General features: G+C 59.5%; 13 protein-coding genes. 4 read left to right on the top strand and 9 right to left on the bottom strand.

Translation table 11 applies throughout. The features are described from left to right. Positions 1-234: 234 nt before the first annotated feature. Positions 235-1644: a hypothetical protein gene (locus tag ABGT65_RS02500; protein WP_346699613.1), complete on the top strand. Its 1410-nt coding sequence runs from the start codon at positions 235-237 to the stop codon at positions 1642-1644. A 129-nt stretch (positions 1645-1773) separates the two neighbouring features. On the opposite strand, the gene gdhA is transcribed toward ABGT65_RS02500, so the two are convergent. Together gdhA and ABGT65_RS02490 are read right to left on the bottom strand one after the other, a co-directional pair. Then, positions 1774-3111 (bottom strand): NADP-specific glutamate dehydrogenase, encoded by a 1338-nt coding sequence (gdhA, locus tag ABGT65_RS02495; RefSeq protein ID WP_346699612.1) that lies wholly within the window; start codon positions 3109-3111, stop codon positions 1774-1776. Positions 3112-3207: 96 nt separating this feature from the next. Beyond that, complete coding sequence (locus ABGT65_RS02490) at positions 3208-6189, bottom strand: PEP/pyruvate-binding domain-containing protein (protein WP_346699611.1); 2982 nt, start codon at positions 6187-6189, stop codon at positions 3208-3210. 87 nt (positions 6190-6276) lie between these two features. Between ABGT65_RS02490 and ABGT65_RS02485 the strand changes: the two genes are divergently transcribed. From ABGT65_RS02485 to ABGT65_RS02475, 3 genes are read left to right on the top strand one after another with little or no spacing between them, the layout of a single operon-like run. Continuing rightward, positions 6277-7482 carry a hypothetical protein gene (locus tag ABGT65_RS02485; RefSeq protein WP_346699610.1) on the top strand — a complete coding sequence of 402 codons (1206 nt, stop codon included), beginning with the start codon at positions 6277-6279 and terminating at the stop codon, positions 7480-7482. Between the two features lie 16 nt (positions 7483-7498). Beyond that, positions 7499-8602, top strand: coding sequence for a glycine cleavage system aminomethyltransferase GcvT (gene gcvT / locus ABGT65_RS02480; RefSeq protein ID WP_346699609.1), 1104 nt, complete (start codon positions 7499-7501; stop codon positions 8600-8602). Between the two features lie 20 nt (positions 8603-8622). Then, on the top strand, positions 8623-9591 hold the full coding sequence (locus ABGT65_RS02475) for a dihydroorotate dehydrogenase-like protein (protein ID WP_346699608.1): 969 nt from the start codon (positions 8623-8625) through the stop codon (positions 9589-9591). A gap of 144 nt (positions 9592-9735) precedes the next feature. On the opposite strand, the gene ABGT65_RS02470 is transcribed toward ABGT65_RS02475, so the two are convergent. From ABGT65_RS02470 to ABGT65_RS02440, 7 genes are all read right to left on the bottom strand, one after another. Further along, positions 9736-11856, bottom strand: a complete 2121-nt coding sequence (locus ABGT65_RS02470; RefSeq protein WP_346703043.1) for an alpha-galactosidase — start codon at positions 11854-11856, stop codon at positions 9736-9738. Positions 11857-11905: 49 nt separating this feature from the next. Beyond that, positions 11906-13492, bottom strand: coding sequence for a beta-N-acetylhexosaminidase (locus tag ABGT65_RS02465; protein WP_346699607.1), 1587 nt, complete (start codon positions 13490-13492; stop codon positions 11906-11908). A 12-nt stretch (positions 13493-13504) separates the two neighbouring features. Then, complete coding sequence (locus tag ABGT65_RS02460; protein ID WP_346699606.1) at positions 13505-15829, bottom strand: glycoside hydrolase family 3 N-terminal domain-containing protein; 2325 nt, start codon at positions 15827-15829, stop codon at positions 13505-13507. Positions 15830-15902: 73 nt separating this feature from the next. Next, positions 15903-17591, bottom strand: coding sequence for a phosphodiester glycosidase family protein (locus ABGT65_RS02455; RefSeq protein WP_346699605.1), 1689 nt, complete (start codon positions 17589-17591; stop codon positions 15903-15905). A 44-nt stretch (positions 17592-17635) separates the two neighbouring features. After that, positions 17636-19999: a glycoside hydrolase family 3 C-terminal domain-containing protein gene (locus tag ABGT65_RS02450; protein ID WP_346699604.1), complete on the bottom strand. Its 2364-nt coding sequence runs from the start codon at positions 19997-19999 to the stop codon at positions 17636-17638. Continuing rightward, the gene (locus ABGT65_RS02445) at positions 19980-21818 is read right to left on the bottom strand and encodes a family 20 glycosylhydrolase (protein ID WP_346699603.1); all 1839 of its coding nucleotides are present in this window, start codon (positions 21816-21818) and stop codon (positions 19980-19982) included. Before ABGT65_RS02445 ends, ABGT65_RS02450 begins: the two co-directional genes overlap by 20 nt. 71 nt (positions 21819-21889) lie before the next feature. Next, positions 21890-24199, bottom strand: a complete 2310-nt coding sequence (locus ABGT65_RS02440; RefSeq protein WP_346699602.1) for a glycosyl hydrolase family 28 protein — start codon at positions 24197-24199, stop codon at positions 21890-21892. Between the last annotated feature and the right edge of the window lie 20 nt (positions 24200-24219).

Below are 24219 nucleotides of genomic sequence, written 5' to 3'. Positions count from 1 at the left end.
CTCCGGACGATAAGAGCGGATTGCTTCGGCATTCCGCTTTTTTTTGTCGTCAAGCGATCCTGACACAAAAAAAAAACGTATATTTATTACGATTTTACCTGCTTCTTCCTTGGGGAAAATGGAGCTTGGCTGTGTCGCGTGCGGGAGGCCCGTAAGACACAGGGGATCGGGGATTGTGCGGGAGAGGCGGGAACGTATCGGCATGCCTTCTCTAACCCTTAAATACTTGTCGAGATGTTACGTATTCTTTCCAGGATGGTAGCGCTGCTCGTTGGAGTGGCCGCTCTGTCCCCGATTTCGGCCCAGTCGATCCGTTTGTTGCCAAAGCCTCCGCGTCCGTTCGAAGTGGAGCGCCTCGAACGGTGGGCCCCCGAGTATCTGACCGTGACGCGGTCGTTCTATATTGCCAAGAAGCGGTCCGGTGATGCCTGCCCTGTTACGGTGCTCAATGCTAACGGGATGCCCGACCAGCAGGCCCTTTGGTTTGAGGTTATCCCGCAGCCGGGCGACCCCGAAACCTATCGCTTGGTCCCCGGCACTGTGATCCTTACGGTGGATGGCGTGTCGACGCGCGGCATGACCGAAGACGAGTTCTACCGGCTGTTGGATGGCTCGGAGAATCATGTGCTGGGCTGTCGGGGAACGGGTTTGTCGTTCGACCTCCATTTCCGGACCCGACAGGCTCCCGAGTGGGTCCGGTTGCTTGACCTGGCCCATTGGCCTTCAACGGCGCGGTGCGATGATTCGCAGCTTGCCGGGATGTTCCAGCAACTGATGACGGAAAAGTGCTCGAGCCGCTCCTTGCTGGAGGAGACGGAGAAACAACTTGAGCAGTCTCGCTCCCAGGGTAAGGGCGAAATATTGCGCTTTTGGGATTCGGACATCGACTGGGAGCAGTTCCATACCTACGATTTTGTCCTGACGGGCAACGACCCGTTGATGGACAAGGAGATCATGGAGGTCTTTGCCCGCCAGTTCTTTCCCTATCTGGTACGCGATACGGACGATCCCGATCTGCTGGTTATGATCGCACGTGACAAGGACGAGTCGCTTCAGGCTACGTATGTCCCTCCGACGACGACGGTGATCAGTGACGGTCGTACGACCCGACGGGTCTATAATTGGACCCGGACGGATTATCATTATGAAACGCGGGAACACTCCCATGTCGAACGCAGCGGCGGGTATACCCAAACAACGGTATTGACCGATCTGTACCTCGAACTTAGTCTGCTGGATGCCAAACGGCTGAGGGATTCTGCCCAACGGGTGCCCCCGATCGTCTATCAGTTGAAATTCAACCGTCATGTCACGGACCGGCAGTTCGGTATTCTGGATGAATACAAGGCCGTGGCGTCTTGGGCCTGCTTCCCGTATTCTCCCGCCACAGAATCGTACCGCGTGGAACTGGCCAATCTCCTTTGTGAATCGGTCGAGGGTTCGAAAGACCTTCTCCGGGTGACCTATGTCGGGAAAGGACTTCCGGCCGACCTCGTCGGGTACCGTGTGGGGGATGTGCTTCAGGAGAAAAAATCCGAGTACCGGGTGGTGGAGCGCGATGGCCGGAAGGTGAACCTTAAACTCCGGAAGGAGCCGCGAACGGCTGCCCTATATCTTGAGTGGTCCTCTTTCGGGGCCCATTGACAGGGGCGGTCCCATTATTCCGGCAGGTTCCCGGCCCGGCCGACTTCTCGCCGCGTGGGGCGGGAGCCCACGATGAAAAAAAGGATGACCGCAAGGTCATCCTTTTTTTTGTCCTTCGGGTTGGATGCTTTACAGCACTCCCTGCTCGACCATCGACTTGGCGACCTTCATGAATCCGGCGATGTTGGCGCCCTTCATGTAGTTGATGTAGCCGTCGGCCTCGGTGCCGTATTCCAGGCAGGCGTGGTGGATCGACGACATGATCTGATGCAACTTGGCATCGACCTCTTCGGCCGTCCAGTTGAGCTTCTGGGCGTTCTGGGTCATTTCGAGTCCCGAGGTGGCCACGCCGCCGGCATTCACGGCCTTGCCGGGTCCGTAGGGGATCCTGGCGGCGATGAAGGCGTCGATGGCTTCGGGGCGGCAGCCCATGTTCGAAACCTCGGCAACGATCTTCACGCCATTGGCCAGCAGTTTCCTGGCATCCTCGCCGTCGAGCTCGTTCTGCGTGGCGCACGGCATGGCGATGTCGACTTTGACCTCCCAGGGCTTGCGGCCGGGGAAGAACTTCGCGTTGGGGAACTTCTCGACATAGGGCTCCACGACGTCGTTGTTCGAGGCGCGGAGTTCGAGCATGTAGGCGATCTTTTCGGCGTTGAGGCCCTCTTCGTCATAGACGTACCCGTCGGGTCCGGAGATCGTGACGACCTTGGCCCCGAGTTCCGTGGCCTTCGTGGCGGCGCCCCAGGCGACGTTCCCGAATCCGGAGATGGCGATGGTCTGGCCCTTGATGTCCATCCCGGCCTTTTCGAGCATCTGGCGCAGGAAATAGACGGCGCCGAAACCGGTGGCCTCGGGACGGATCAGCGAACCTCCGTAGGTCATGCCCTTTCCGGTCAGGACGCCGGTATTTTCCTGGGCGAGTTTGCGGTACATGCCGTAGAGGAATCCGATTTCGCGGCCTCCGACGCCGATATCACCGGCCGGGACATCGGTTTCGGGACCGATGTGCCGCCAGAGTTCGGTCATGAAGGCCTGGCAGAAGCGCATGACCTCGCGGTCGGACTTGCCTTTGGGGTTGAAGTCCGAGCCGCCCTTGGCGCCGCCCATGGGGAGCGTGGTGAGGGCGTTCTTGAAGATCTGCTCGAAGCCGAGGAACTTGAGGATCGAGAGGTTGACCGAGGGGTGGAAACGCAATCCGCCCTTGTAGGGGCCGATGGCGTTGTTGAACTGGACACGGTAGCCGATATTGGTCTGTACTTCGCCCTTGTCGTCTACCCATACGACTTTGAACGTAAAGATGCGGTCGGGTTCGACGATCCGTTCCGCGATACGGTTGGCCTCGAATTCGGGGTGCTGGTTGTAGGCGTCTTCGACGGTCATCAGCACTTCGCGCACGGCCTGGAGGTATTCGCTTTCACCGGGGTGCTTGCGTTCGAGGTCGGTCATGATTTTGTTAACGTTCATAGCACAGAAGTTTTTAGGTTTGGCGTTCTTTTGTTACAAATATAACAATTTTTATTATGGATTGTAACTTCTTTCGGGAAAATTTCAGGAAATTTTTCATTCATCGGTATTTTCCCGAATCATTCCCCTGTTCGAACGTCCGTCGATGCAGACCCAGAGGGGCCGCTCGAAGCGCACCTGCCGCAAATAGGTCCCGTCGTAATGGGCGGGCATGGCGTCGAGGCGCTCTTCGCGGAAGATCCCGTCGCCGCGGAAGGGGCTGATGGTCAGATAGCCGACGCCGAGCGAGGTGACGTTCTGGAAGAAGTGGGTACCCTGGGAGGGTTCGACCTCGAACTTTTCGATTCCGCACTCGACGATGACCTTCGCCTCGGAGATGTGGTTCCACTTGACGGGCACGCCGAGGAAGGGATCGGAGGATCCCCAGCGTCCGGGTCCGACGAGGATGTACGAACGCCCTTCGTCGCGCATCCGGTTGTTGAGCGTAAGGAGCTCCGCGGCGATTTTCTCGGTGGAGAGCGAGTCGAAGGTGCCGTTCTTGACATAGATGATGTCCGCGAGGTCGGCCATCATGCCGATTCCGAGGGCCTGTTCTCCGTAGATCAGGGCCTGTCCGGGGTCTTCGGCGGACCAGTCGATGGCGCGGTTGTCCTGGTTGTCGATGATGGGTCGGATCTGGAGGAGGTTGAAGATCTGCTTGCGTCCGGGTGCGACGTCCATGTTGACGGCGAACTCCACCTCGACGGGGCAGCGCATCTCCTCGGCGCCCATGCGGAGGATGTCCGAAATGATCTCGGCGAGGGGGAAGGTGTTGTACTTGAGGATGTTGTTGAACGTGATGACCTTGCGTCCGCGGTCGAAGGGGCTGTCGGAGATGCGCTCGTTCTCGCGGTCCCAGACCGAGCAGACGAACTTCGAGTTTCGGAAATCGGCGATTTCGCGCAGGGAGAGACGGCGCAGGTTCACGGCGTCGTCGATCGAGGTGCGGAACTCCTCGGGGCGGAGACTCAGGGCGAGGATCTCGGTCTGGGTGTCGCTCAGGGCCAGTTCGGGGGTTGAGGTCTGGAGGACCTTCTGCGGGTATCGGGGCGAGAAGCGGAGGGTGCGTCCTCCGTCGACGACGAGTTTCCCGAGCCCCATGGCGACGTTGCAGACGCCGTCGGCGGCCTGTTCGTCGCCGATGGGGTAGTAGTTGATCGACCGGGCGACTCCGGAGCAGGTGGGGAACCAGAGTCCGTTCTGCTCCGTTCCGCAGACCTCCTGGATGATGACGGCCATCTTCTCCTCGGAGATGAGGTTCTGCGAGGTGGCGATGTAGGCCCTCGACGCGGCGAAGTAGACCGAGGCGTAGACGCTCTTGACGGCGCGCAGGAGGAGTCGCAGCATCTGGTCCTCGTTGTCGGTGTATGGGATCATGTAGGTGGAGTAGATCCCGGCGAAGGGCTGGTAGTGGGAGTCTTCGAGTTTCGAGGAGGAGCGCACGGCCAGCGGGGTCCGTACGGTCCGGATGTATGCCTTGAGCTCCTCCTGGAGGCGTTGCGGCATGGTCGAGGTGACGAATTCCGAGAGGATCTCCTCGTCGGAGAACTCCTGGGAGATGATGTACTGGAGTCCGTTCCGGCGGATGAACTCGTCGAAGTACTCCGTAGCGATGACCACCGAGCGGGGGATCATGATGCGGACGTTGTCGTGTTTGTCGTACTGGTGGTGCTTCATGAGCATGGAGTTCATGAAGGCCAGTCCGCGGGCCTTGCCGCCGAGCGATCCTTCGCCGATGCGGGCGAAAGCCACGGCGTCGGAGTAGGTTTCGGGGTCGAATCGCGCGACGACGCCCTGTCCGAGGAGCGTGCGGTAGTCGCGGATGAGGTTCACGAGGACGCGGCGGTGCTCCTCGACCGTGGAGAAGTGGCTTTTGTTGTATTGGCGGATGGAGGCGGCCAGGGGGAAGAGGCCGCGCGAATAGAGCCACTTGGAGAGGTGGTTCTGCGAGGTATGGTATTCGAAGGCCCTGTCGGGAATCGTGGCGATCATCTGCTGCATCTGGGTGAGGTCCTTGGCGCGTCCGATTTCGGCGCCGGTTTCGGGGTCTTCGAAGACGAAGTCGCCGAATGCGAACTCCTTGGCGATGTATTCGCTCAGCTGGGAGAGGAGCGTCTTGGAGTTCTTGGCGATGAATCCGGCCCCGAGTTCGCGGGCCTGCTCCTCGAAGGAGGTCTGCGAGGACTGCAGCAGGACGGGCATCAGGGGGTTGTCCTGCTTGATGCGTCGGCAGAGGTCGATCCCGGCGTCGAGTTTTTCGGTGTCGGAGGGGTCGTTGCGGTGGAGGATGAACCCCACGTCGGAGATCACGCCGAGGAGGTTTTTGCGGTAACGGTCGTAAAGCTCCGTGGCCTCGTCGTAGCTGCGGGCCAGGAGGATCTTGGGGCGGGCGCGTTTGCGGAGGACCTGCTGCTGTTCGTTGAAGGCATCCTTCAGGAACTCGGTGTTCTGCAGCAGGATCAGCTTGTAGAGTTCGGGCAGGTAGGTGGAGTAGAAGCGGATCGAGTCCTCGACCAGGAGGATGGCCTGCACGCCCCCTTCGAGAATATCCTCGTCGGCGTTCATCTTGTCCTCGATGAGCTTGATGATACCGATGATCAGGTCTGTGTTTCCGTGCCAGGAGAAGATGTAGTCGAGGCCCGAATGGTCCTGCTCCTCGATGCGGCGGTAGATGTCCTTGGAGAAGGAGGTGAGCAGCGCGACGGGGATGTTGGGGTGCCGCTCCTTGACGATGTGTGCGAATGCGAAGACGTCGGGCTCTCCGACGTTGTACATCGTGAGGATGAAGTCGTAGGAGTCGTCTTCGCGCAGGGCCTCGAGGGCCTCGGCCGTGGAGCTCACGCGGGTGAGCGACGGGGGGTTCGACATGTTGAGGTCGATATACTCCTGGTTGATCTGGGATTCGATGTGTCCGTCCTCTTCGAGGATGTATCCGTCGTAGCTGCAGCAGACGAGGAGGATCTTGTGGATCCGGTATTTCATGAACCGGTAGGGGAGTTTGCTCCCGTCGGGCATGTACTGTTCGAGGCTTTTGTTCATTCGGATTCGAAATTTGATAGATGAACAAAAATAAGGAAAAAATTGTTACCTTTGGACGTTGGAAACGTCGAAAATAACCGTAGAATCATGAATCAGGGAAAATATACGTTGCAGGAGGTGACGACGCCGGCCGTGGAGCGGGAGTGGCTGAACCTGCCGAAACGGATCTATAAGGGCAACCGAAACTGGGTCTGCCCGCTGGACCAGGATGTGCTGGAGGTCTTCGACCCGGCTCGGAACGAGCTTTTCGCCGACGGCGAAGCGATCCGCTGGGTGGTCCGGGATGCTTCGGGCGAGGTCGTGGGGCGCATTGCTGCGTTCTACAACCGTGAGAAGGCGGCCATCGAGGAGCAGCCGACGGGCGGCAGCGGCTTCTTCGAGTCGATCGATGATCAGACGGTGGCCGACATGATGTTCGACGCCGCGCGGATGTGGCTGGCGAGCCGGGGCATGGAGGCGATGGACGGTCCGATCAACTTCGGGCAGCGGCGCGACTGGTGGGGGCTTCTGGTCGAGGGCTACGAGTTCCAGCCGCTCTACAAAAACCCCTACAACCCGCCCTACTACAAGGATCTGTTCGAAAACTACGGTTTCCGGAACTACTTCAACCAGCACAGTTTCATCTGGCGGGTGAACAATTCGGAGGCGAACAAACAGATCTTCGCACGGGCCGAACGGCTCTATACGGTTCCGGGCTACCGCGTCGAGACGATCGACATGAAGAATCTGGAGGAGGCGGCCGAGAACTTCCGGGTGATCTACAACAAGGCGTGGGCGCTCTTTTCGGGCGTTCGTCCGATGACGCAGGAGGAGGCTCTGATGATGGTCCGCGAGATGAAGCCGATCATCGATCCGCATATCATCTTCTTCGCCTATTTCAACGACGAGCCGATCGGCTTCTTCATCACGGTTCCGGACCTGAACCGCCTGATCGGGAAGTTCAACGGCAAGTTCGGGCTGTGGCAGAAGCTGCGGCTGATGTGGGACCTGAAGGTCCGCAAGTCGTGCGACCGGATCTTCGGCATCATCTTCGGCATCACGCCGGAGTTTCACGGAAAGGGCGTGGAGTCGGCCATCATGGTGAAATACTACGAGTTCCTGGAGCTGACCAAGAATCCCTACAAGACGATGGAACTGGCCTGGATCGGAGATTTCAACCCGGTGATGAACCGCATGATCGAGACCTACGTCTGCGCCACGCGGCACAAGATCCATACGACCTACCGCTACCTGTTCGACCGCACGAAGGAGTTCCACCGCTGCCCGCGCCTGGGCGTGAAACGCCGCGAGTAATAACCAAACCACCTATATGAAAACCACCGTATTTACCGATTATCACATTGCCGCGGGAGCCAGGATGGCCGAATTCGCGGGTTACAACATGCCCATCGAGTTCACGGGCATCACCGACGAGCACATGACCGTGCGCCAGGGCGCCGGGGTCTTCGACGTGAGCCACATGGGCGAGATCTGGGTCAAGGGACCGAAGGCCGAAGCGCTGCTGCAGCGCATCACGACCAACGACGTGTCGAAACTCTACGACGGGAAGGTGCAGTATTCGTGTATGCCGAACGGGCGCGGGGGGATCGTGGACGACATCCTGGTCTACCGGATCGATGCCGAGACCTACATGCTGTGCGTCAACGCCGCGAACATCGACAAGGACTGGGCGCATATCTGCGCCGTAGGCCGCGGGGAGTTCGGCATGGAGGCGGGCCCGGGCAAGGAGCTCTACAACGCTTCGGACGAGATCTGCCAACTGGCCGTGCAGGGGCCGCTGGCGATGAAGATCGTGCAGAAGATGTGCGCCGAACCGGTCGAGGGGATGGAGTACTATACCTTTAAGAAGATGGAGGTTGCCGGCTGCCGGGCGATCCTCTCGATCACGGGCTATACGGGCGCCGGGGGGTGCGAGATCTACGTGGCCAACGAGGACGGCGCGAAGCTTTGGAAGGCGCTCTGGGAGGCCGGAGCTGAATACGGGCTGAAGAACATCGGCCTGGGGGCCCGGGACACGCTGCGCCTGGAGAAGGGCTTCTGCCTCTACGGCAACGACATCGACGACACGACCTCGCCGCTGGAGGCGGGCCTGGGGTGGATCACGAAGTTCGCCGAAGGGAAGAATTTCATCGATCGGGAGCTGCTGGAGCGCCAGAAGGCCGAGGGCGTGACGCGCAAGCTGGTGGGCCTGAAGATGGTCGAACGGGGCATTCCGCGCCACGGCTACAAATTGGCGGCTGCGGACGGCCGGGAGATCGGCCACGTGACGTCGGGCACGATGTCGCCGTGCCTGAAGGTGGGCGTGGCGCTGGGCTACGTCGAGACGGCCTGCGCAAAACCCGGTACGGAGGTTGCGGTGATCATCCGTGAGAAGCCCGTGAAGGCCGAAGTGGTCAAGATACCTTTTGTCTAACGAACCAAATACGGAAAATCATGAAAACGGAATATTTGGGACTTCAACTGTCGGGTCCCGTGATTGTGAGCAGTTCGCCCTACACGTCGAACCTGGCTCATATCGAGTCGTGCGTCCGTGCGGGTGCGGGCGCCGTGGTGCTGAAGTCGATCTTCGAGGAGCAGATCTACCGCCAGGCGGCCTCGCTGGACAAGATGGAGGGCTACGGTGACGCCGGGGAGTACCTCGAACGCTACCTGGGCGACGCCTACAAGGCCGAGTTGCTGCAACTGGTCGCCGATGCCGCCAAGACGGGCATTCCGGTGATCGGCAGCATCAACTGCGTGGGTTCGGGCGATGCGTGGATCGACTATGCGACGTCGATGCAGGCCGCCGGGGCCTCGGCTCTGGAGCTGAATATCTTCCTGCTTCCTACGGACCGCCACGTCTCGGCCACCGAGATCGAGCAGCACTATGCGGACATCGTTCGCAAGGTTTGTGCGGCGGTGACGATCCCGGTTTCGGTGAAGTTGCCGATGCGCCTGACGAACGTGCTGTCGACGTGCGACACGCTGCTGGCGCGTGGTGCGAAGGGCGTTGTGCTGTTCAACCGCTTCTTCGAGCCCGACATCGACATCGAGAAAATGACGTTTCAGCCTGCGGATCCGTTCAGCCAGCCGACGGAACTCCGTCACGTGCTGCGCAGTACGGCCCTGTGCTCGCACGCGCTGCCTCAACTGGACATTTCGGTTTCGACGGGTGTACACGACGGTGCTGCGGCGGTCAAGGCGCTGCTTTGCGGGGCTTCGGCGGTTCAGGTCTGCACGGCGATCCACAAGCACGGTTACGAGGTGATCGGCCAGATCGGGTCGTTCATCGACGAGTGGGCTGCACGCCACGGCTTCGATACGTTGGAGTCGTTCCGCGGCCGGATGGATTACGGCTCTTCGGAAGGGGAGTTCTACCAGCGCGTGCAGTACATGAAGTACTTCCCGCACGATGCCGAATAGGCTTTGCCGTACAATGCCACGCCGGTATCGTACGACTGATATGAAAAGCGTCCCCGAATCTTTCGGATTCGGGGACGCTTTTGTTGTGCGGCAGGAGCGGGCCTTCATCGGGGAACGATTGATCTCTTTCTCCCGTATCGGAAGCTATTCGGCCGTCAGTTCAACAACGGTGCTGCGGGCCCGTTCCGTGGAGAAGATCTCCAGTCCGACTTTCATCAGGTAATCGCCGCTCAGTACGCGATCGTTGAGTGCGAGTCGGGAACTTTCGCCCGGCATGAGGTTGATCTCGCGAATGCGGTAGTGACGGTCCGGGTCGAGGCCTTCCGGGCGTACGGGTTGCAGCGGCTCTCCATAGCGTGGGTTGAGGTCATAGGCAAACAGAACGGACTGGGACCGATCTTTCGCTACGGTCTGGAGGGCCGCATGCTGCCCGCTGTAGGGTGAAACAAGCCGGTAGAGATCGCCGTCGAGAATCGTAGGACGAAGGCGTTTGTAATCTTTCAGCGCCTGCTGTACGAATCGGATCTCGTCGGGCGACAGCTTCTTGACGACGAGGTCGAATCCTAGCTTGCCCATCATGGCCACGTCGGTCCGGAACTTGATCGATGTCGACCGGTTCCAGTTTGTCACGTGTGCACACAGACTTTTCAGGGGAAAGAAGCAGGAGTATCCCCACTGGATGAAGATTCGCTCCAGGGGATCCGTGTTGTCGCTGGGCCAGAACTCCGTGAAATAGCGGAGGGCTCCGTAGTCGGTTCTTCCACCGCCTCCCGAACAGAGCATCATCGGAAGATCGGGATATTTCTCGCGGATGCGTTCCAGTACCGCGTAGAACCCCTTGACATAATCGACCCAGAGCCGAGACTGTTCGGATCCCAGGTAGGGGGAATGGGCATTCATGATCGGGCTGTTGCAGTCCCACTTGAAGTAGGCGATGTCGGGATTCTCCGACATAAGCCGATCCACGGTGCCGAATACGAACTCCTGCACTTCGGGATTTGTGAGGTCCAGAACGAGCTGATTCCGGAAATAACACGCTTCGCGGTTGGGATATCGGAGTATCCAGTCCGGATGTTTTTCGTAGAGGAGGCTGCGGGGATTCACCATTTCGGGCTCTATCCACAATCCGAAACGTATTCCCCGTTTTTTTGCGGCCCGGGTGAGTGCGGGGATTCCGCCGGGGAGTTTCTCGCGGTTCTCGATCCAGTCTCCGAGACCCTGCGTGTCGTCGTGCCGGGGGTGCTTGTTCCCGAACCATCCGTCGTCGAGCAGGAACATCTCCACGCCGATCTCCCGGGCGTCGTCCATGATGGCGCAGAGCCTCTCTTCGTCGAAATCGAAAAAGGTCGCCTCCCAGTTGTTGAGCAGGGTCATCCGACCCTGCTCACCCTCCTTGAGCTGGTGGCGGCGGGCCCAGTCGTGCAGACTCCGGCTCGCCTCTCCGATCCCCCGGGTGCTGAGCGTGAAGATGAATTCAGGGGTCCGGAACACCTTTTTCGGCGACAGGGGATATTCGGATGCAAAGGGGTTGATCCCTGCGAGGATTCGCAATTCGTTGTTCTGGTCCACCTCGAAGGTGAAACGGAAGTTGCCGCTCCAGGCCAGCGTCCCGAGGAGCACCGTTCCGTTGGTTTCGGAGACCGGAGTATCGAGCGCCACGGCAAACATCGGCGAACAGAACATGTTGGCACGTGTCCCGAGCGGAGAGTCGAGGATTTTCTTGCCAAAGGTCAACCGGGCCTCGGTGAGGTTGGCCTCTCGGGCCCAGTCTCCGGAGAATTCGGTGAGATGGTAGCTCCCGGCCTGCAGACGGAGCATCGACGAGGCGTATGCGTGCAGCGTGACACTTCCCCGTTCGTCGTGCAGGATCTCAGTCCGGCTTTTGATCACGTTTTCGCGCTCGAAGGCCGTAAGGATCAGCTTCACCTCGACCGGATAGGCCCTGTCACGCAGCGAGACGGTGGTTTGGGTGATCCCCTCGTCGAGCCTGCAGGTTTGGTGCTTCTCGTAGACGAGTTGCAGGGAGGTGTTCCCATCGGGGTGGGTCATTTGCAGGGCGGGTGCGAACTGATTCCCCGGGCCGTGAGTTGCGAAGGCCTCGTTGCCCGGAGGGAGCATCGCCAGCTCCTGTTCATTCTGCAGCGCCGGACCGAAATAGCTTTGACAGAGTCTCCCTTGTTCGTCGACCTTGAGGAGGAGATCCGTCAGGTCGGTGTGGATACGAATGGGGCTCTCCGCCGCCGGGCACACGCCGAGGCACAGCATCGCTGCCGACAGCACCGCCCCTCGGCGGAAAAGCGTGAGGAAGAGGCTGCTATTCATCGGTTCCGTCAAAGAAATAGGGTGCATAATGCCATCCCAGGCGGTCGTAAAGACCGCGCAGAACCTCCATGCGCCGCCGGAAGTCGGCAAGATCCTGCCGACCGTAGGACCAACCCACTTCGGCGAGGGCCGCCAGCCGCGGCAGCGCCATGTGCTGTACGTGTGCGAAGGAGCCGATGTATTCGGTCCAGGTATTCCCCTGTACACCGAGGATGTAGGGGCGTTGCGCTTCGGTCAGCTGGTCGTAGGGGTCCAGTGCGTAGGATTTGTTCACCGGGATGTATCCGCCGATGCCCCAGGGCTCGAGACGCTGGGGATCCTTTGTCTGGTAGTAGTCGAGGTAGCAGTGCGTGTTGGGAGTCATGATGACCTTGTTTCCGGCCCGGGCCGCCGCAATGCCGCCCGCAGAGCCGCGCCAGGACATGATCGTGGCACTCTGCGAGATTCCGCCCTCGAGAATCTCGTCCCATCCGATCAGGTTGCGGCCGTGTTCGTTGAGCCATTTTTCCATCCGCAGGATGAAATAACTCTGCAGTTCGTGTTCATCTTTCAACTGTTCGTCGTGGATCCGTTGCTGGCAGGCCGGGCATACTTCCCAGCTTGCCTTCGGACACTCGTCGCCTCCGACATGGATATACTTCGAAGGGAAGAGTTCGATGACCTCCGCGAGGACGTTCTCCAGAAACTCGAAGGTCGACTCTTTCCCGGCGCAGAAGACCTCGGGGAAGACGCCCCAGCGGGTCTGTACCTTGTATCCGTCTCCGGTGCATCCCAGCCACGGGTAGGTTGCGAGAGCCGCCGAAGCGTGCCCCGGCATCTCGATCTCGGGAATCACCTCGATGAAGCGTTCGGCGGCATAGGCCACCACTTCTCGGATCTCCTGCTGGGTGTAGTATCCCTCGTAGGGTACACCGTCATAGATTTCCGTATTGTGCCCGAGAACCGTTTCGGCACGTCGCGAGCCGATCTTTGTCAGCTCGGGATAACGTTTGATCTCGATACGCCATCCCTGATCCTCGGTCAGATGCCAGTGGAAGCGGTTGATTTTGTGCAGCGCCAGGATGTCGAGGAAGGCCTTGACCTCCTCCACCGGGAAGAAATGGCGTCCGCAGTCGAGCATTGCCCCGCGGTACCCGAACGCTGGAGCATCCTCGATCCGAATCTCCGGGAGCGAAGTGCCGTACTGGCCGATGAGCTGCCGCAGGGTTTGCATGCCGTAGAAAACGCCGGCCGGAGATCCGCCCTGCACGCGAACTCCTGTCGGAGCGATTTCGAGACGATAGGCCTCCTTGTCAAGCGTTGGATCGAGCTTGAGCTGGATTCCGTCGGAGCCTTTTCTGTCGACTTTCCATGCAAGCCCGTATTCCCGGGCAAAGGTCTGCGCGGCACGTTCCGCCACCTCTTCCAGCTCCTTGTCCGCATCCGGAACCGAGATGCGGGTGGCGGCAGAGAGATCGATCGAACGTTCCGGATGGCAGACGACCTGCTGCGGAACGGGCACAATGGCTGGGGAGTTCTCGGATCCGAGAACCGTCAGCGCCGCGACCAGGGCGACGCCGGATAAAAGCAGTTTCTTCATGGACTGATTTTTTTATCGGATATTGGGTGTGTCGTAGACGTGTGTTTCCGTGCACCGGATCGAGAGAGTCTCCGTGCCCATGCGGATCCGGAAGTCGCCCTCTTCGAGCCGCCAACGGCCGTCGAAGCCCACGAACGCAAGATCCGAGGCCGGAATCGAGAGTGTTACCGTGCGGGTCTGTCCCGGTTCGAGGAGGATCTTCTCGAAGTTGCGCAGCCGGATGATATCGGGGGTGAGACTTGCCACCAGGTCGCTCGACCACAGCAGCACGGACTCTTTCCCGGCGCGGTTGCCCGTATTGGTCACGTCGACCGAGAAGGTGAGCGTGTCCCCGTCCTGGAACTCCGTGTGTTCCGCCCGCAGGTTGGCATAGGAGAAGGTCGTGTAGCTCAAACCGTGTCCGAACGGCCATTGCACATCCATCACGGCGTCGTAGTTGTACTCTCCGGCCATCGGCCCCATCTGCTGACAGGGCTTGTAATCGTAGGTGGCCAGAGCGTCGGGCCAGCGGGGATAGGTGAATGGCAGTCGTCCGCTGAAGTTTGCCTCTCCGACCAGCAGATTGGCCAGGGCGTCGCCGCCGTAATTACCAGGCAGGAGAATGTCGACCACGGCGCGGGCCAGCGGTTCGATCTCGCGGATCAGACGCGGACGTCCCTCGTTGAGCACCAGCACCAGCGGCTTCCCGGTTGCGGCCAAGGCCCGTACCAGTTCCTGCTGGTTCCGGGACAGATTCAGATCGTTCATGTTCCCGGGGGTCTCGCAATAGGAGTTTTCACCGATGCAGGCAATGATGACATCGGCATTGCGGGCGGCAGCCACCGCCTTGTCGATCCCCGTCACACGTTCGGTCTGCCACTCTTCGTCCGGGGATCCATACTCCACACCGGGGATCCAGGTGACGTGCCGGAACTTGTTTTTCAGTGCTTCGTAGATCGTATGATAGGCTCCGGCGAATTCGTCGCAGCGCTCGCCCTGCCAGGAGTAGGACCATCCTCCGTTGAGGCACCGCATGGCGTTGGCATTGGGACCTGTGAGCAGGATGCGTGCCGAGGGGTCGAGGGGCAGCAGCCCTTCCTCGTTTTTGAGGAGCACCTGCGACTCTTCTGCGGCCTGCAGGGCAACGTCGGCAAACTCCTGGCAGGCGAACCTGTCGAACTCGGCAACCTCCGGGAACGGATGCTCGAAAAGCCCCAGACGCATCTTCATGCGCAGGACGCGGCGTACGGCATCGTCGATGCGGTCCATGCTGACCGCCCCCTCTTCGACCAGTTCGCGCAGATAGTCGCAGAATTTCCAGTCGGAGGGGACCATTGCCATGTCGATGCCGGCATTGATGGCGATGCGCACGGCATCCTTGCGGCTGGATGCGATGCGATCCCGTTCGTAGAGGTTGTAGATGTCGTTCCAGTCCGTGACGATGACGCCGTCCCAGGCGAGTTGTTCCTTGACCCATTCCGTGAGCAGCTCACGGTCGGCGTGGAACGGCATGCCGTCGTTGTTGGAGGAGTTGACCATCAGCGAGAGAGCTCCGGCGCGGATGCATTCCAGGAAGGGCAGAAAATACTTCTCGCGCAGGGCATTCCGGGTCACGGACGAAGGGGTTCTGTCCTTTCCCGAGACCGGCACGCCGTAAGCCATGAAGTGTTTGATGCAGGCTGCCACCCGTTGTGATCCGATGTGGTTGGGATCCTCACCCTGGAATCCCCGTACGGATGCGGCAGCGAGGCGGGAGTTTATGTATACGTCCTCGCCGTAGCTCTCCCACATGCGCGACCAACGGGGATCGCGCCCCAGGTCCATGACCGGTGCGAAGTTCCAGGTGATGCCGCATGCCCGGGTCTCGTAGGCGGAGATCTCCGAAGCACGGTACATCAGCTCGTCGTTCAAAGCTGCGGCCATGTTGATGTTCTGCGGGAAAAAGGTCGCTCCGACCGTATAGGAGGCTCCGTGGATCTGGTCGGCGCCGTAGATGCAGGGGATTCCCAGTTCGTCGAGCGAGCGTTGCTGGATCTTGTTGATCACCTCCAGCCACACCTCGGGAGGTTGCCCGACACCGAAGGGGATGTTGAGGATCGAGCCCACCTTGTAGTGTCCGATCACCGTGTCGAGCAGGGCGTCGCTGATGAAGGGGTTCTCGGGGTCGCTGCTGTCCGTGACCATTCCGACCGTGAGTTGGCACATCTGGCCGATTTTCTCTTCGAGGGTCAGCTCCTTGAGGATCTTCTCGACCCGGGCCTCGATCTTCGGATCGGATGGAATGGCCGGGGTGATCTGTACGCTGGAGCAGGCGCTCCAGCCCAGCGTGCAGGTCAGCAGGTAAAGTAGTTTCTTCATGTTTTCAACGGTTTGACGTGGGTGATTGTCCGCAGGGTCAGGAAGGTTGCTTGCGCCCCTTCTTATTAAAACGTCAGCGGATCGATTTTATTTTGAGCCGGAAGGATGCATATCCCGCTTTTTCAGCATACAGGTATCCGTACTCCGCGATTCCGGAGGTCGTGATCTCTCCCTGTTGGATCGAGGCGAAGCCTTCCGGTACGCATCGCCAGGTAAAATTGCTCTTCGGAACGTTGCGATTCAATATTTCGCCGTGGCGGTTCACGGCAAGAATCTCCGGAAGGGCGGTCTTTGTATTCTCCGGAACCTCCAGCGACGGTCTGAGAAAGGTGTAGCCGGCGATTCGGGTGTCGGCCTCGACCTTCGAGATGACCTGTATGGTGTTCATTACGCTGCGCTCCTTTCCGTCCGAAGGGGTGTTGACGATCCTGAAGTCATCCTTGTCGAGGCCTTCCCGGATCACCATCTCCGTGGATCCTCCGCCGTCGAAGTTCACGGCAAAATCGCACCCGAACGATCGGAAGAATCCGGCCAGTTCTTCGGTGTTCACGCCGCGGCTGCTCTGCGAGCGTCCGTCGACGGCTACCAGGTAGAACGTCTTTTCGTCTTTCGAGATCCCGGCGGCCGTACGGGGCTGTTGCTGCGTCAGGTGGTCCACACACCAGTTGGACTCGCTGTAATATTGCCCGTCCCTGAGGATTGCAGGATATGCCTCGAATGCCTGTCGGACGTTCTCCGGGGCCTCGCCCCAGCAGTCCGCATCGGAGAAGTCGTAGTAGTTGCGGATCCGAACCTCCTCCCCGACCTGTATGCCGTAGGATTTGAAATCCGTCTGTTTCGAACCCCGGAATACCAGCATGTAGTTTTTGCGCTCCTGCAAGCTCTCCTCCGTGGAGATGCCCGTCATGGGGATCTTTTCATCGGCGATGCGCAGGATCTCACACCGGGTGCCGTCGGCGTTGTTCGTCGTAAACTCCTCGAGCGGCCTCACCTCCACGAACGTACCGTCGAGGTTGGTCGTATTCTCGTATGCGGGATAATCGTAATGGGCATTGAAGAAGACGGCCTCGATCTTGTCGAGCTCATCCGCGGGGATCGTGTTTCCCGTATACCATTTCAGATTGGTGCGATCCAGAGGCAGGCTTTTGCCGTTTTCGAAGAACACCCGCATTTTCAGCGTGGCATGGAACACCTTCGGATGTTTCTCCTGGTCGAAGGCCAGGACCTGAATGTTGCCTTTCGACGTGTTGAGGTAATTGGCGTGAGTCACCTGTCCGTTCCGCACGTTGCTGCCCATGGGGACATAGCCTCCGGCCGAACCGTAGAAGAAATCGTGGTTGGCGGCGGAGACGACCCGTTTCCCGTAGAGATCCCAGTTGAGTTCGCACTGTTTCGAGACCGCATATCCCGTGGAGGGGATGTCGAGTTGAAAATGTTCGATGTCGTTCTCCGGATTGGTCAGATCGACCCGTGTGACGAAGACTCGAAGCGGGGCCTTCTCGTAGTTGATGGCGATGTAATCGACTCCGGGACCGATCGGATAGCAGGCCAGCGTATCGGGTTTCCCCCAGGCTGCATAGGGAATCTCGGTGTCCCAGGGTACGATCGCTTCTTCGATCGCTCCTGTATCCCCGTCACCGTCGTTATCGTTGCCTCCGGAAATCCCGGATGTCTCCTCCGTGCTGTTTTCGGCCTCGGAGCAGTTGTACAGCGCTCCGGAGAGCACCAGCAACAACGTGAGGAACCAAGTTTTTCTGTTCATAAGTTTTGATTTTTGCCCTCTGCGAAGGGAATCGATTCTGGGAATTACTGCCTGGACGTTTGATCGCTTCCGACGATCGGCTCCCGAGGCTGGAGCACCCGGTGTACGGGTCTCGTTTTGGCTCGGACCGTAAGGGGCAGCCGCAGCAGAATGTCATCCGCCGAGCGGGCCAGTTCCACGGTGTGTTCCCCGGCCTGCGTGACGAACGCCGAGGCCTCCTCGTCGAAGGATGCCAGATCATCGATTGCAAACTCCAGCGTGACGGTTTGCGACTCTCCGGGCTGCAGTTCGCGGCTCTTGGCAAAGGCTCTCAGCTCCCGTACGGGTTTGACCACTCCGCCTTCGGGGGCTGCCGTGTAGAGCTCTACGACCTCCTTGCCGGGTCGTGTGCCCGTATTGGTGACGCGCAGCGTAACCTGACACCTCTTTCCGTTGTGTCGTATGGCGGCGTCATCCCACGAGAAGGTCGTGTAACTCAACCCGTATCCGAACGGATAGGCGACTCGTTCCGGAGCCCGAGTGCTGAAGTGGCGGTATCCGACCCAAATGTCCTCCTCGTAGAGGGTGTATCCGAGGTTGCGGATTTTGCGCTCCGGGGCATCGTCCGCCCAGTCTCCGCGATGGGAGCGATAGTTCAGCGGAAAATTCCGCGTGGAAGGGTGGTCCGTGTAATCCATCGGGAAGGTCATGGGCAGACGTCCCGAAGGGGTGACTTTCCCGCTCAGCACGTCGACCGTGGCATTCCCGGCCTCCTGTCCGCCCTGCCAGCTGACGAGAATCGCATCCGGGAGCTCCCGCCACGAGGCGGTTTCGACAACCCCGCCGATGTTGAGTACGACGACAACGCGCTTGTTCTCGGCATGGAAAGCCTCGCAGACCCGTTCCAGAAGCGTGCGTTCGGCCTCCGAGAGGTAGAAATCCGCTGTCGGACGATCGTTCCCCTCTCCGGCCAGACGCCCGAAGGAGACTACGGCGATGTCGTTTGCCGCGGCACGTGCCGCAATGAATTCGGGCGTCAGCGGGCTCTCCGGCGTGTAGAACCTGTTGCCGAGGACGAGCCGTTCGTTCTGTTCGGCGTAGAGAGCCTCTCCGAAGGAGACATATTTGCGGTAGAGATCATCGGCTACGGAGTCCAGGATGAATCCGCCGTTTTCGAGCCCCTGGTTCAAGTCGACCTTGTAGGAGGAGTAGACGTATCCGGCTCCGGTGCCGCAGGCGATGTAATCATATGCGTTGACTCCGAACAGGGCGATTCGACCTCCTTGCGGCAAGGGTAGGGTATTGTTTTCGTTGCGCAGGAGGACCATGCCCTCCGCTGCGGCACGCCGGGCGATGGCGGCATTCCGTTCGAAATCGGGACGGTTCGAGGGAACGTGTCCCCGGAATCGGGGTGTCCGCATGACGTACTCGAGAATACGGCGGACGCAACGGTCGACCTCCTCTTCCGCGAGCGTCCCGTCCTGCACGGCCTGGACGATTTCGCGGGCCTGGGCGGCCTCGCCGGGCATCATCAGATCGTTCCCGGCCTGTACCTGGGCCACGGTGTTGCGTTTCCCGATCCAGTCCGTGACGACGATTCCGTCGTAACCCCATTCCTCGCGGAGAACCGTGGTCAGCAGTTCCCGGTTTTCCTGGGTATAGGGGCCGTTGAGGCGGTTGTAGGAGGACATGACCGTCCAGGGTTTTCCTTCGCGGACGGCGATTTCGAAGCCCCGGAGATAGATTTCGCGCAGGGCGCGTTGTGAAACCCGGGCGTCATTCTGTAGACGGAGTCCCTCCTGGTTGTTCGCGACGAAATGCTTGACGGAGGTTCCCACCCCCTGGGACTGGATGCCGCGGACCATGGCTGCGCCGCATTTACCGCTCAACAGCGGATCTTCGGAGTAATACTCGAAGTTGCGGCCGCAGAGCGGGTGCCGCTGGATGTTCATGCCCGGACCGAGAATGACGTCGCAGCCGTATGCCAGTACCTCGTTTCCGATGGCCGCGCCGACCTGCTCGATCAGCTCCGTATTCCATGTCGATGCGATCATGGTTCCTACGGGGAAGGCCGTGCAATAGTAGGTCGCCGGGTCGTTCGCACGATGCGGATCGATCCGCAGTCCGGCGGGCCCGTCGGCCATTACGGTGGGCGGAATTCCGTATTGCGGCAGGGGTACGGTCGTTCCCGCCGATCCTGCGATGTGGCGCAGAGTCCGTCCGGCAACGGAACCCTCTCCGCTGTAATCCTCCATGGAGGCACCCACGAGCAGTGCGGCCTTCTCTTCGAGAGACAGGGCTTTCATCACGCGGTGCAGCGGATCGGTGCCCAGCCGGGGTGTGCCGGCCAGGCCGCAGAGGGGCAGCAAAATCCCTGCAAACAGGGCGATTCGGCGTCGTGTGGTGGATTTACGGTTCGATCGAAGCATGGATTTCGGGGGTTTCGAGGTACGGGTAATAGTTTTGGATGTCGTGATGTCCGTTTACGTCCACGCGGGCGATGTTGCCGGGATTGCGTGTCGCGTCGAAGCTGGCGGCACTGACGGTCGTTCCGATTTTCACCTTGAAAGGTTTCCGGTAGAGCGGAGATTCCGGGGTCGGGTCCGTTCCGTCGAGCGTGAAGCGGACCTCGAGGGGATATTTCTCCGTATCCAGCGTTACGAGGGCTTTTTTGCCGTCGGGAAGTCGGGTCACGGAGATTTCCACGTCGTTGCTCAACTGGAAGGCGTTGATGCCTCGGGCGCGGAGCCGGGGAATCTCCTGATTGACCCGGCGGCGGAAATCGTGCCAGTCACGAAGCGACTGGGGGGTCCAGGCGATCTCGGCGACCGCCAGCATTCTCGGGAACATCATGTACTCCAGATGCTCCTTCGTGTCCACGAATTCGGTCCACATGCATCCCTGTACTCCGAGCACGTATTTCGAGGCGCCGTTATAGATGTATTCCACCGAGCCGGGGTCCACGTACTCCCCTTTGATGAACGACTCGTTTGAGGCGGCCTTTTCGGGGGTGTCGGGAACGGGATAGAAGCTGTATGCCTTTTTGATCGGGGTGTATCCGCTCATGGCGCGGGGCTGTGTGTAGGGATCCGCCTGGTACCAGTCGAAGTAGATCATCTCGCCGGGCGACATGACGACGTTGAGTCCCCGGTTCGCCCCCTCGATGCCACCCCGCTGTCCGCGGTAGGAGATGGGAACGGAGGAGGATCGCAGGTTGTTCTTCAGAATCTCGTCCCATCCCATCATGGCGCGGCCGTGTTCGACGAGAAACTGTTCGAGCGACTCCACCAGATAGCATTGCACGGCTTCCAGTCCGCCGACCTCACGGGCCAGTCGCTGACACTTCGGACAACTTTTCCACGCGATCTTGCGGGCTTCATCACCTCCGATGTGGATGTACTTCGAGGGGAAGAGCTCCATGATCTCGGTCAGAACGTCCTTGGCGAACTGCAGCGTGGCCGGATTCCCTACGCAGAACTCTCCGGTTGTGTAGGGTTTCCCCGTGCAGCAGAGTTCGGGATATCCCACGAACACCTCGTCGGAGTGCGCCGGGAACTCGATTTCGGGAATCACCTCGATGTGCCTTTCTGCGGCGTAGGCTACGATCTGACGGATCTCCTCCTTGGTGAAATAACCGCCGTATGCGCCGGGGGTTCCCTCCGGAACATAGTGCTTGTCTCCGAAGTCCCACCATTTGAGCCAGTCGATCTCCATTCTGTGGGATCCGAGCCGGGTCAGAAGGGGATATTTGTCGATTTGAATGCGCCAGCCTCCGTTGTCGGTCAGATGGAAATGGAACTTGTTGAGCTTGTAGCGGGCCATCTCGTCGAGGATCTTGAAGACCTGCTCCTTGGGAAAGAAGTGTCGGGAGACGTCGAGGTGCATGCCCCGGTATGCAAAACGGGGATTGTCCGTGATCTCCACGCAGGGGATTCCCTTTGCGGAGGCCAACTGGCGCAGGGACTGCTCTCCGTAGAACAGCCCGGCGGAGTCACGTGCCGTAAGGCTGATGCCCTTCCGGGTCACGAGTAACCTGTACCCTTCGGCACGAAGGCCTTCGGCCGCGGTGTCGATCGTCCGGATGAGTCCGGGGATCTCCCCTTCCGCAACGCGGGCGCTGTCGCACGGAAAGTATCCGCATTTGCGTTCGAAGTGTTCGGGCCGGGGCGTTATGACGCATTGCGGTTGTCCGCATGCTGACAGCAGGCCGGCCAGGATCGGTAAAATCAGTTTCTGAAATCGTATCATCTGTTTGTCTGGTTTGTTGGTTGTCGATGCCGGGGATTCACCCCCCCCGACATCGGCATTTTATGGGTTCGTTATTGGAATTTCAGTCCGGTTACGTTGTCGATACCCGTACACGTGAGGATGGCCGGATCGAGCGAAGATATTTTCAGTCCGTTGTAGAGGCAGTTTTCGAAGGTCAGGTTCCGGAAGGTGTTTCCTTGCGGATCGATACCCGATACGCGGCATCCGTTCTGGGAGATGATCTCGACGTTGCGGAAGGTGATGTCCGAGATGGTGCATGTTCCGTCTTCGTGTGTGCGGGCCGTGATGGTGATGGGCCTGCCGGAGACGTGGATGTTGTCGATCACGCAGTTCTCGAACAGAATATTGTCGATGGGACCGGGTACTCCCGGCGCATTCGATCCGGCGGATTCCGCCATGACGGCAAGTCCCGCATTCTCGAAATTCTCGTCATTGGCCCGCGAGGCCTCCAGCACCACGCAGTTGGAGACGGTTACGTCGGAGATGCCGCCGGTCTGGTAGGAGAGCGAGGTCATGTCGCCGCATTCGGGCCCCACGACGATGCCGCGGGCCAGTTCGGTCCATACCAGACAGCGCTCGATCGTCACATCCTCGATCGGACCGATGGGTTTGGCGTTGTGGCGGACCTTGAGCGTGATGCAGTCGTCGTATGTGCGCAGCATGCAGTCCGTGATGGAAATCCGCTTCCCGGTGCAGATGTCGATGCCGTCACCGTTGAGGATCCAGTGGATCATGTTGATGTTGTCGATGGTCACGTCGTCGGTGTTGAAGATGCGCAGACACCAGCTCGGGGTATCGATCATCGTGATTCCCTCGATACGAAGCCCGGAGCAGTTGTTGGATCCGTTGTTGTTGAGGACGTCAACCAGAATGTTTCCTTCGGAATACTGGGATCCCTTATGTTCGAGCTTGGCTCCGGAGAGCGTGCCACGACCGGCGATGGTGATGTTGCTGCCCCGGGCCTCCACACGGCCGTAGACGGTCGTACCCTCGTCGATGTAGAGCGTCTGCCCGGAGGTGAGCTTGATGGGGTCGTTTTCGGCCAGGGTGTACTCCTTGCCGCCGCCGAAGTAGTAGACGTTGTTTTTGAAATAACGGTCTGCGGTACCGTCCGCATAGATCTCCCGGTTCGGATCCGGACGGTTGGGGAGGATGAAGAGGTTGTGGTAGCGGTCCCCGTCGAATTCGACGGATACCTTGCGGCGCTCCCAACTCGGGAGGGTGAATTCGATGGTGTTTTCAGCCACAAGCTCGGTCGGGATGTTCCAGGTGGAGGGGCGTACCTGAGCCTGCGAGAAACCTTCCCGTTTCTCGACGCGAACCCGCACGGGCCCGTTGAAATCATCCATGAAGAGCGTGTAGCACATGATGTCGCGCAGCCCTTTGGAGTTGTTCCAGTCGTTCCAGATCTGTTCGTGATAGAGCGGGGCGTTGGAGCAGAGGGCATTGTGCACCTCTACGGATTTCCAGATCGAACCCTGCAGCACGTAGACGTTGTAATACGGGTTCTTGTCCTTGAAGGTGTCGTCGTATTTTGCGTTTTCGAACGTGTTGGAGGCCAGCAGCGCAGGGGCGTCGCCGTATGGAGCCTCCCGGTAGGAGACCTCGTAACTGCCCGTTGCGAGCTTCGAGAAGTCGAAATCCACCTCCAGCGCCTCTCCGGCCCCGATTCCGTTCGGAATCACGAGCGTGCCGGGATATTCCGCGTTGTCGATCTCGATCGTGAAGTTCAGGCTCCATGAACCGGATGCGTGCATCGGGAACAGATAAAGCGTTTTTTCGGTATCCGCGGCGCCGAGGTGTACGGTCTTGCTTTTCGCCTTGCCGAGCGGTTCGGTCACACCGGTGAACAGATAGAGGGCATCGTTCATCTCGGGCAGGACGAGCTCCACCGATTCCAGGTTGTCGGGAGCGTCGATCATCCGGATCTTCAGTGCCGATGTCAGCGGTGTGAGCGTGATGGCCTTCCCTGCTTCGCTCAGAGAGGTGCATTGCATCCACACCTGGGGTATGTCGGCATCCATATCCTGGATGCGGAGAATATATTCGTATGGGTTTTCTCCGGGCTGTGACGACGAAAAGTCGATGTTTTCCATGGAACTGCAGGCCAGGATGGTCGTCCGGTAACCGCTTGAGGCGATTTGCCCGATCCCCTGTCTGGATTCGGCCATTTGCACGTCGGTGCAGTTCCGATCGTTGAAACTGAATACGGCGTGGGGCCAGCTCCGGATCTCATCGGGGGCATATCCTTCCTGGGATTCGAATGCGGGTATGAAGTATTCGGTGTTGTCTTGCGAACAGGCTGTCGACATGAAGAAGAGCGTGTTCATAAAGGCTAATGTCGCCAAAATCGTTTTCATGGCATGGATGATTATGGTTT

It is taken from the genome of uncultured Alistipes sp. (genome assembly GCF_963931675.1).
In the GTDB taxonomy this organism is placed as follows: domain Bacteria; phylum Bacteroidota; class Bacteroidia; order Bacteroidales; family Rikenellaceae; genus Alistipes.
The sequence above is the reverse complement of the archived record's forward strand: the minus strand, read 5'-3'. Positions and strand labels throughout refer to the sequence as shown.

Coding starts and splice junctions, on each gene's coding strand:
- ABGT65_RS02445 (WP_346699603.1), bottom strand. CDS start 21,818: ATGATACGATTTCAGAAACTGATTTTACCGATCCTGGCCGGCCTGCTG.
- ABGT65_RS02455 (WP_346699605.1), bottom strand. CDS start 17,591: ATGAACAGAAAAACTTGGTTCCTCACGTTGTTGCTGGTGCTCTCCGGA.
- gcvT (WP_346699609.1), top strand. CDS start 7,499: ATGAAAACCACCGTATTTACCGATTATCACATTGCCGCGGGAGCCAGG.
- ABGT65_RS02440 (WP_346699602.1), bottom strand. CDS start 24,199: ATGAAAACGATTTTGGCGACATTAGCCTTTATGAACACGCTCTTCTTC.
- ABGT65_RS02485 (WP_346699610.1), top strand. CDS start 6,277: ATGAATCAGGGAAAATATACGTTGCAGGAGGTGACGACGCCGGCCGTG.
- ABGT65_RS02460 (WP_346699606.1), bottom strand. CDS start 15,829: ATGAAGAAACTACTTTACCTGCTGACCTGCACGCTGGGCTGGAGCGCC.
- ABGT65_RS02490 (WP_346699611.1), bottom strand. CDS start 6,189: ATGAACAAAAGCCTCGAACAGTACATGCCCGACGGGAGCAAACTCCCC.
- ABGT65_RS02475 (WP_346699608.1), top strand. CDS start 8,623: ATGAAAACGGAATATTTGGGACTTCAACTGTCGGGTCCCGTGATTGTG.
- ABGT65_RS02450 (WP_346699604.1), bottom strand. CDS start 19,999: ATGCTTCGATCGAACCGTAAATCCACCACACGACGCCGAATCGCCCTG.
- ABGT65_RS02465 (WP_346699607.1), bottom strand. CDS start 13,492: ATGAAGAAACTGCTTTTATCCGGCGTCGCCCTGGTCGCGGCGCTGACG.
- ABGT65_RS02470 (WP_346703043.1), bottom strand. CDS start 11,856: ATGCTGTGCCTCGGCGTGTGCCCGGCGGCGGAGAGCCCCATTCGTATC.
- gdhA (WP_346699612.1), bottom strand. CDS start 3,111: ATGAACGTTAACAAAATCATGACCGACCTCGAACGCAAGCACCCCGGT.
- ABGT65_RS02500 (WP_346699613.1), top strand. CDS start 235: ATGTTACGTATTCTTTCCAGGATGGTAGCGCTGCTCGTTGGAGTGGCC.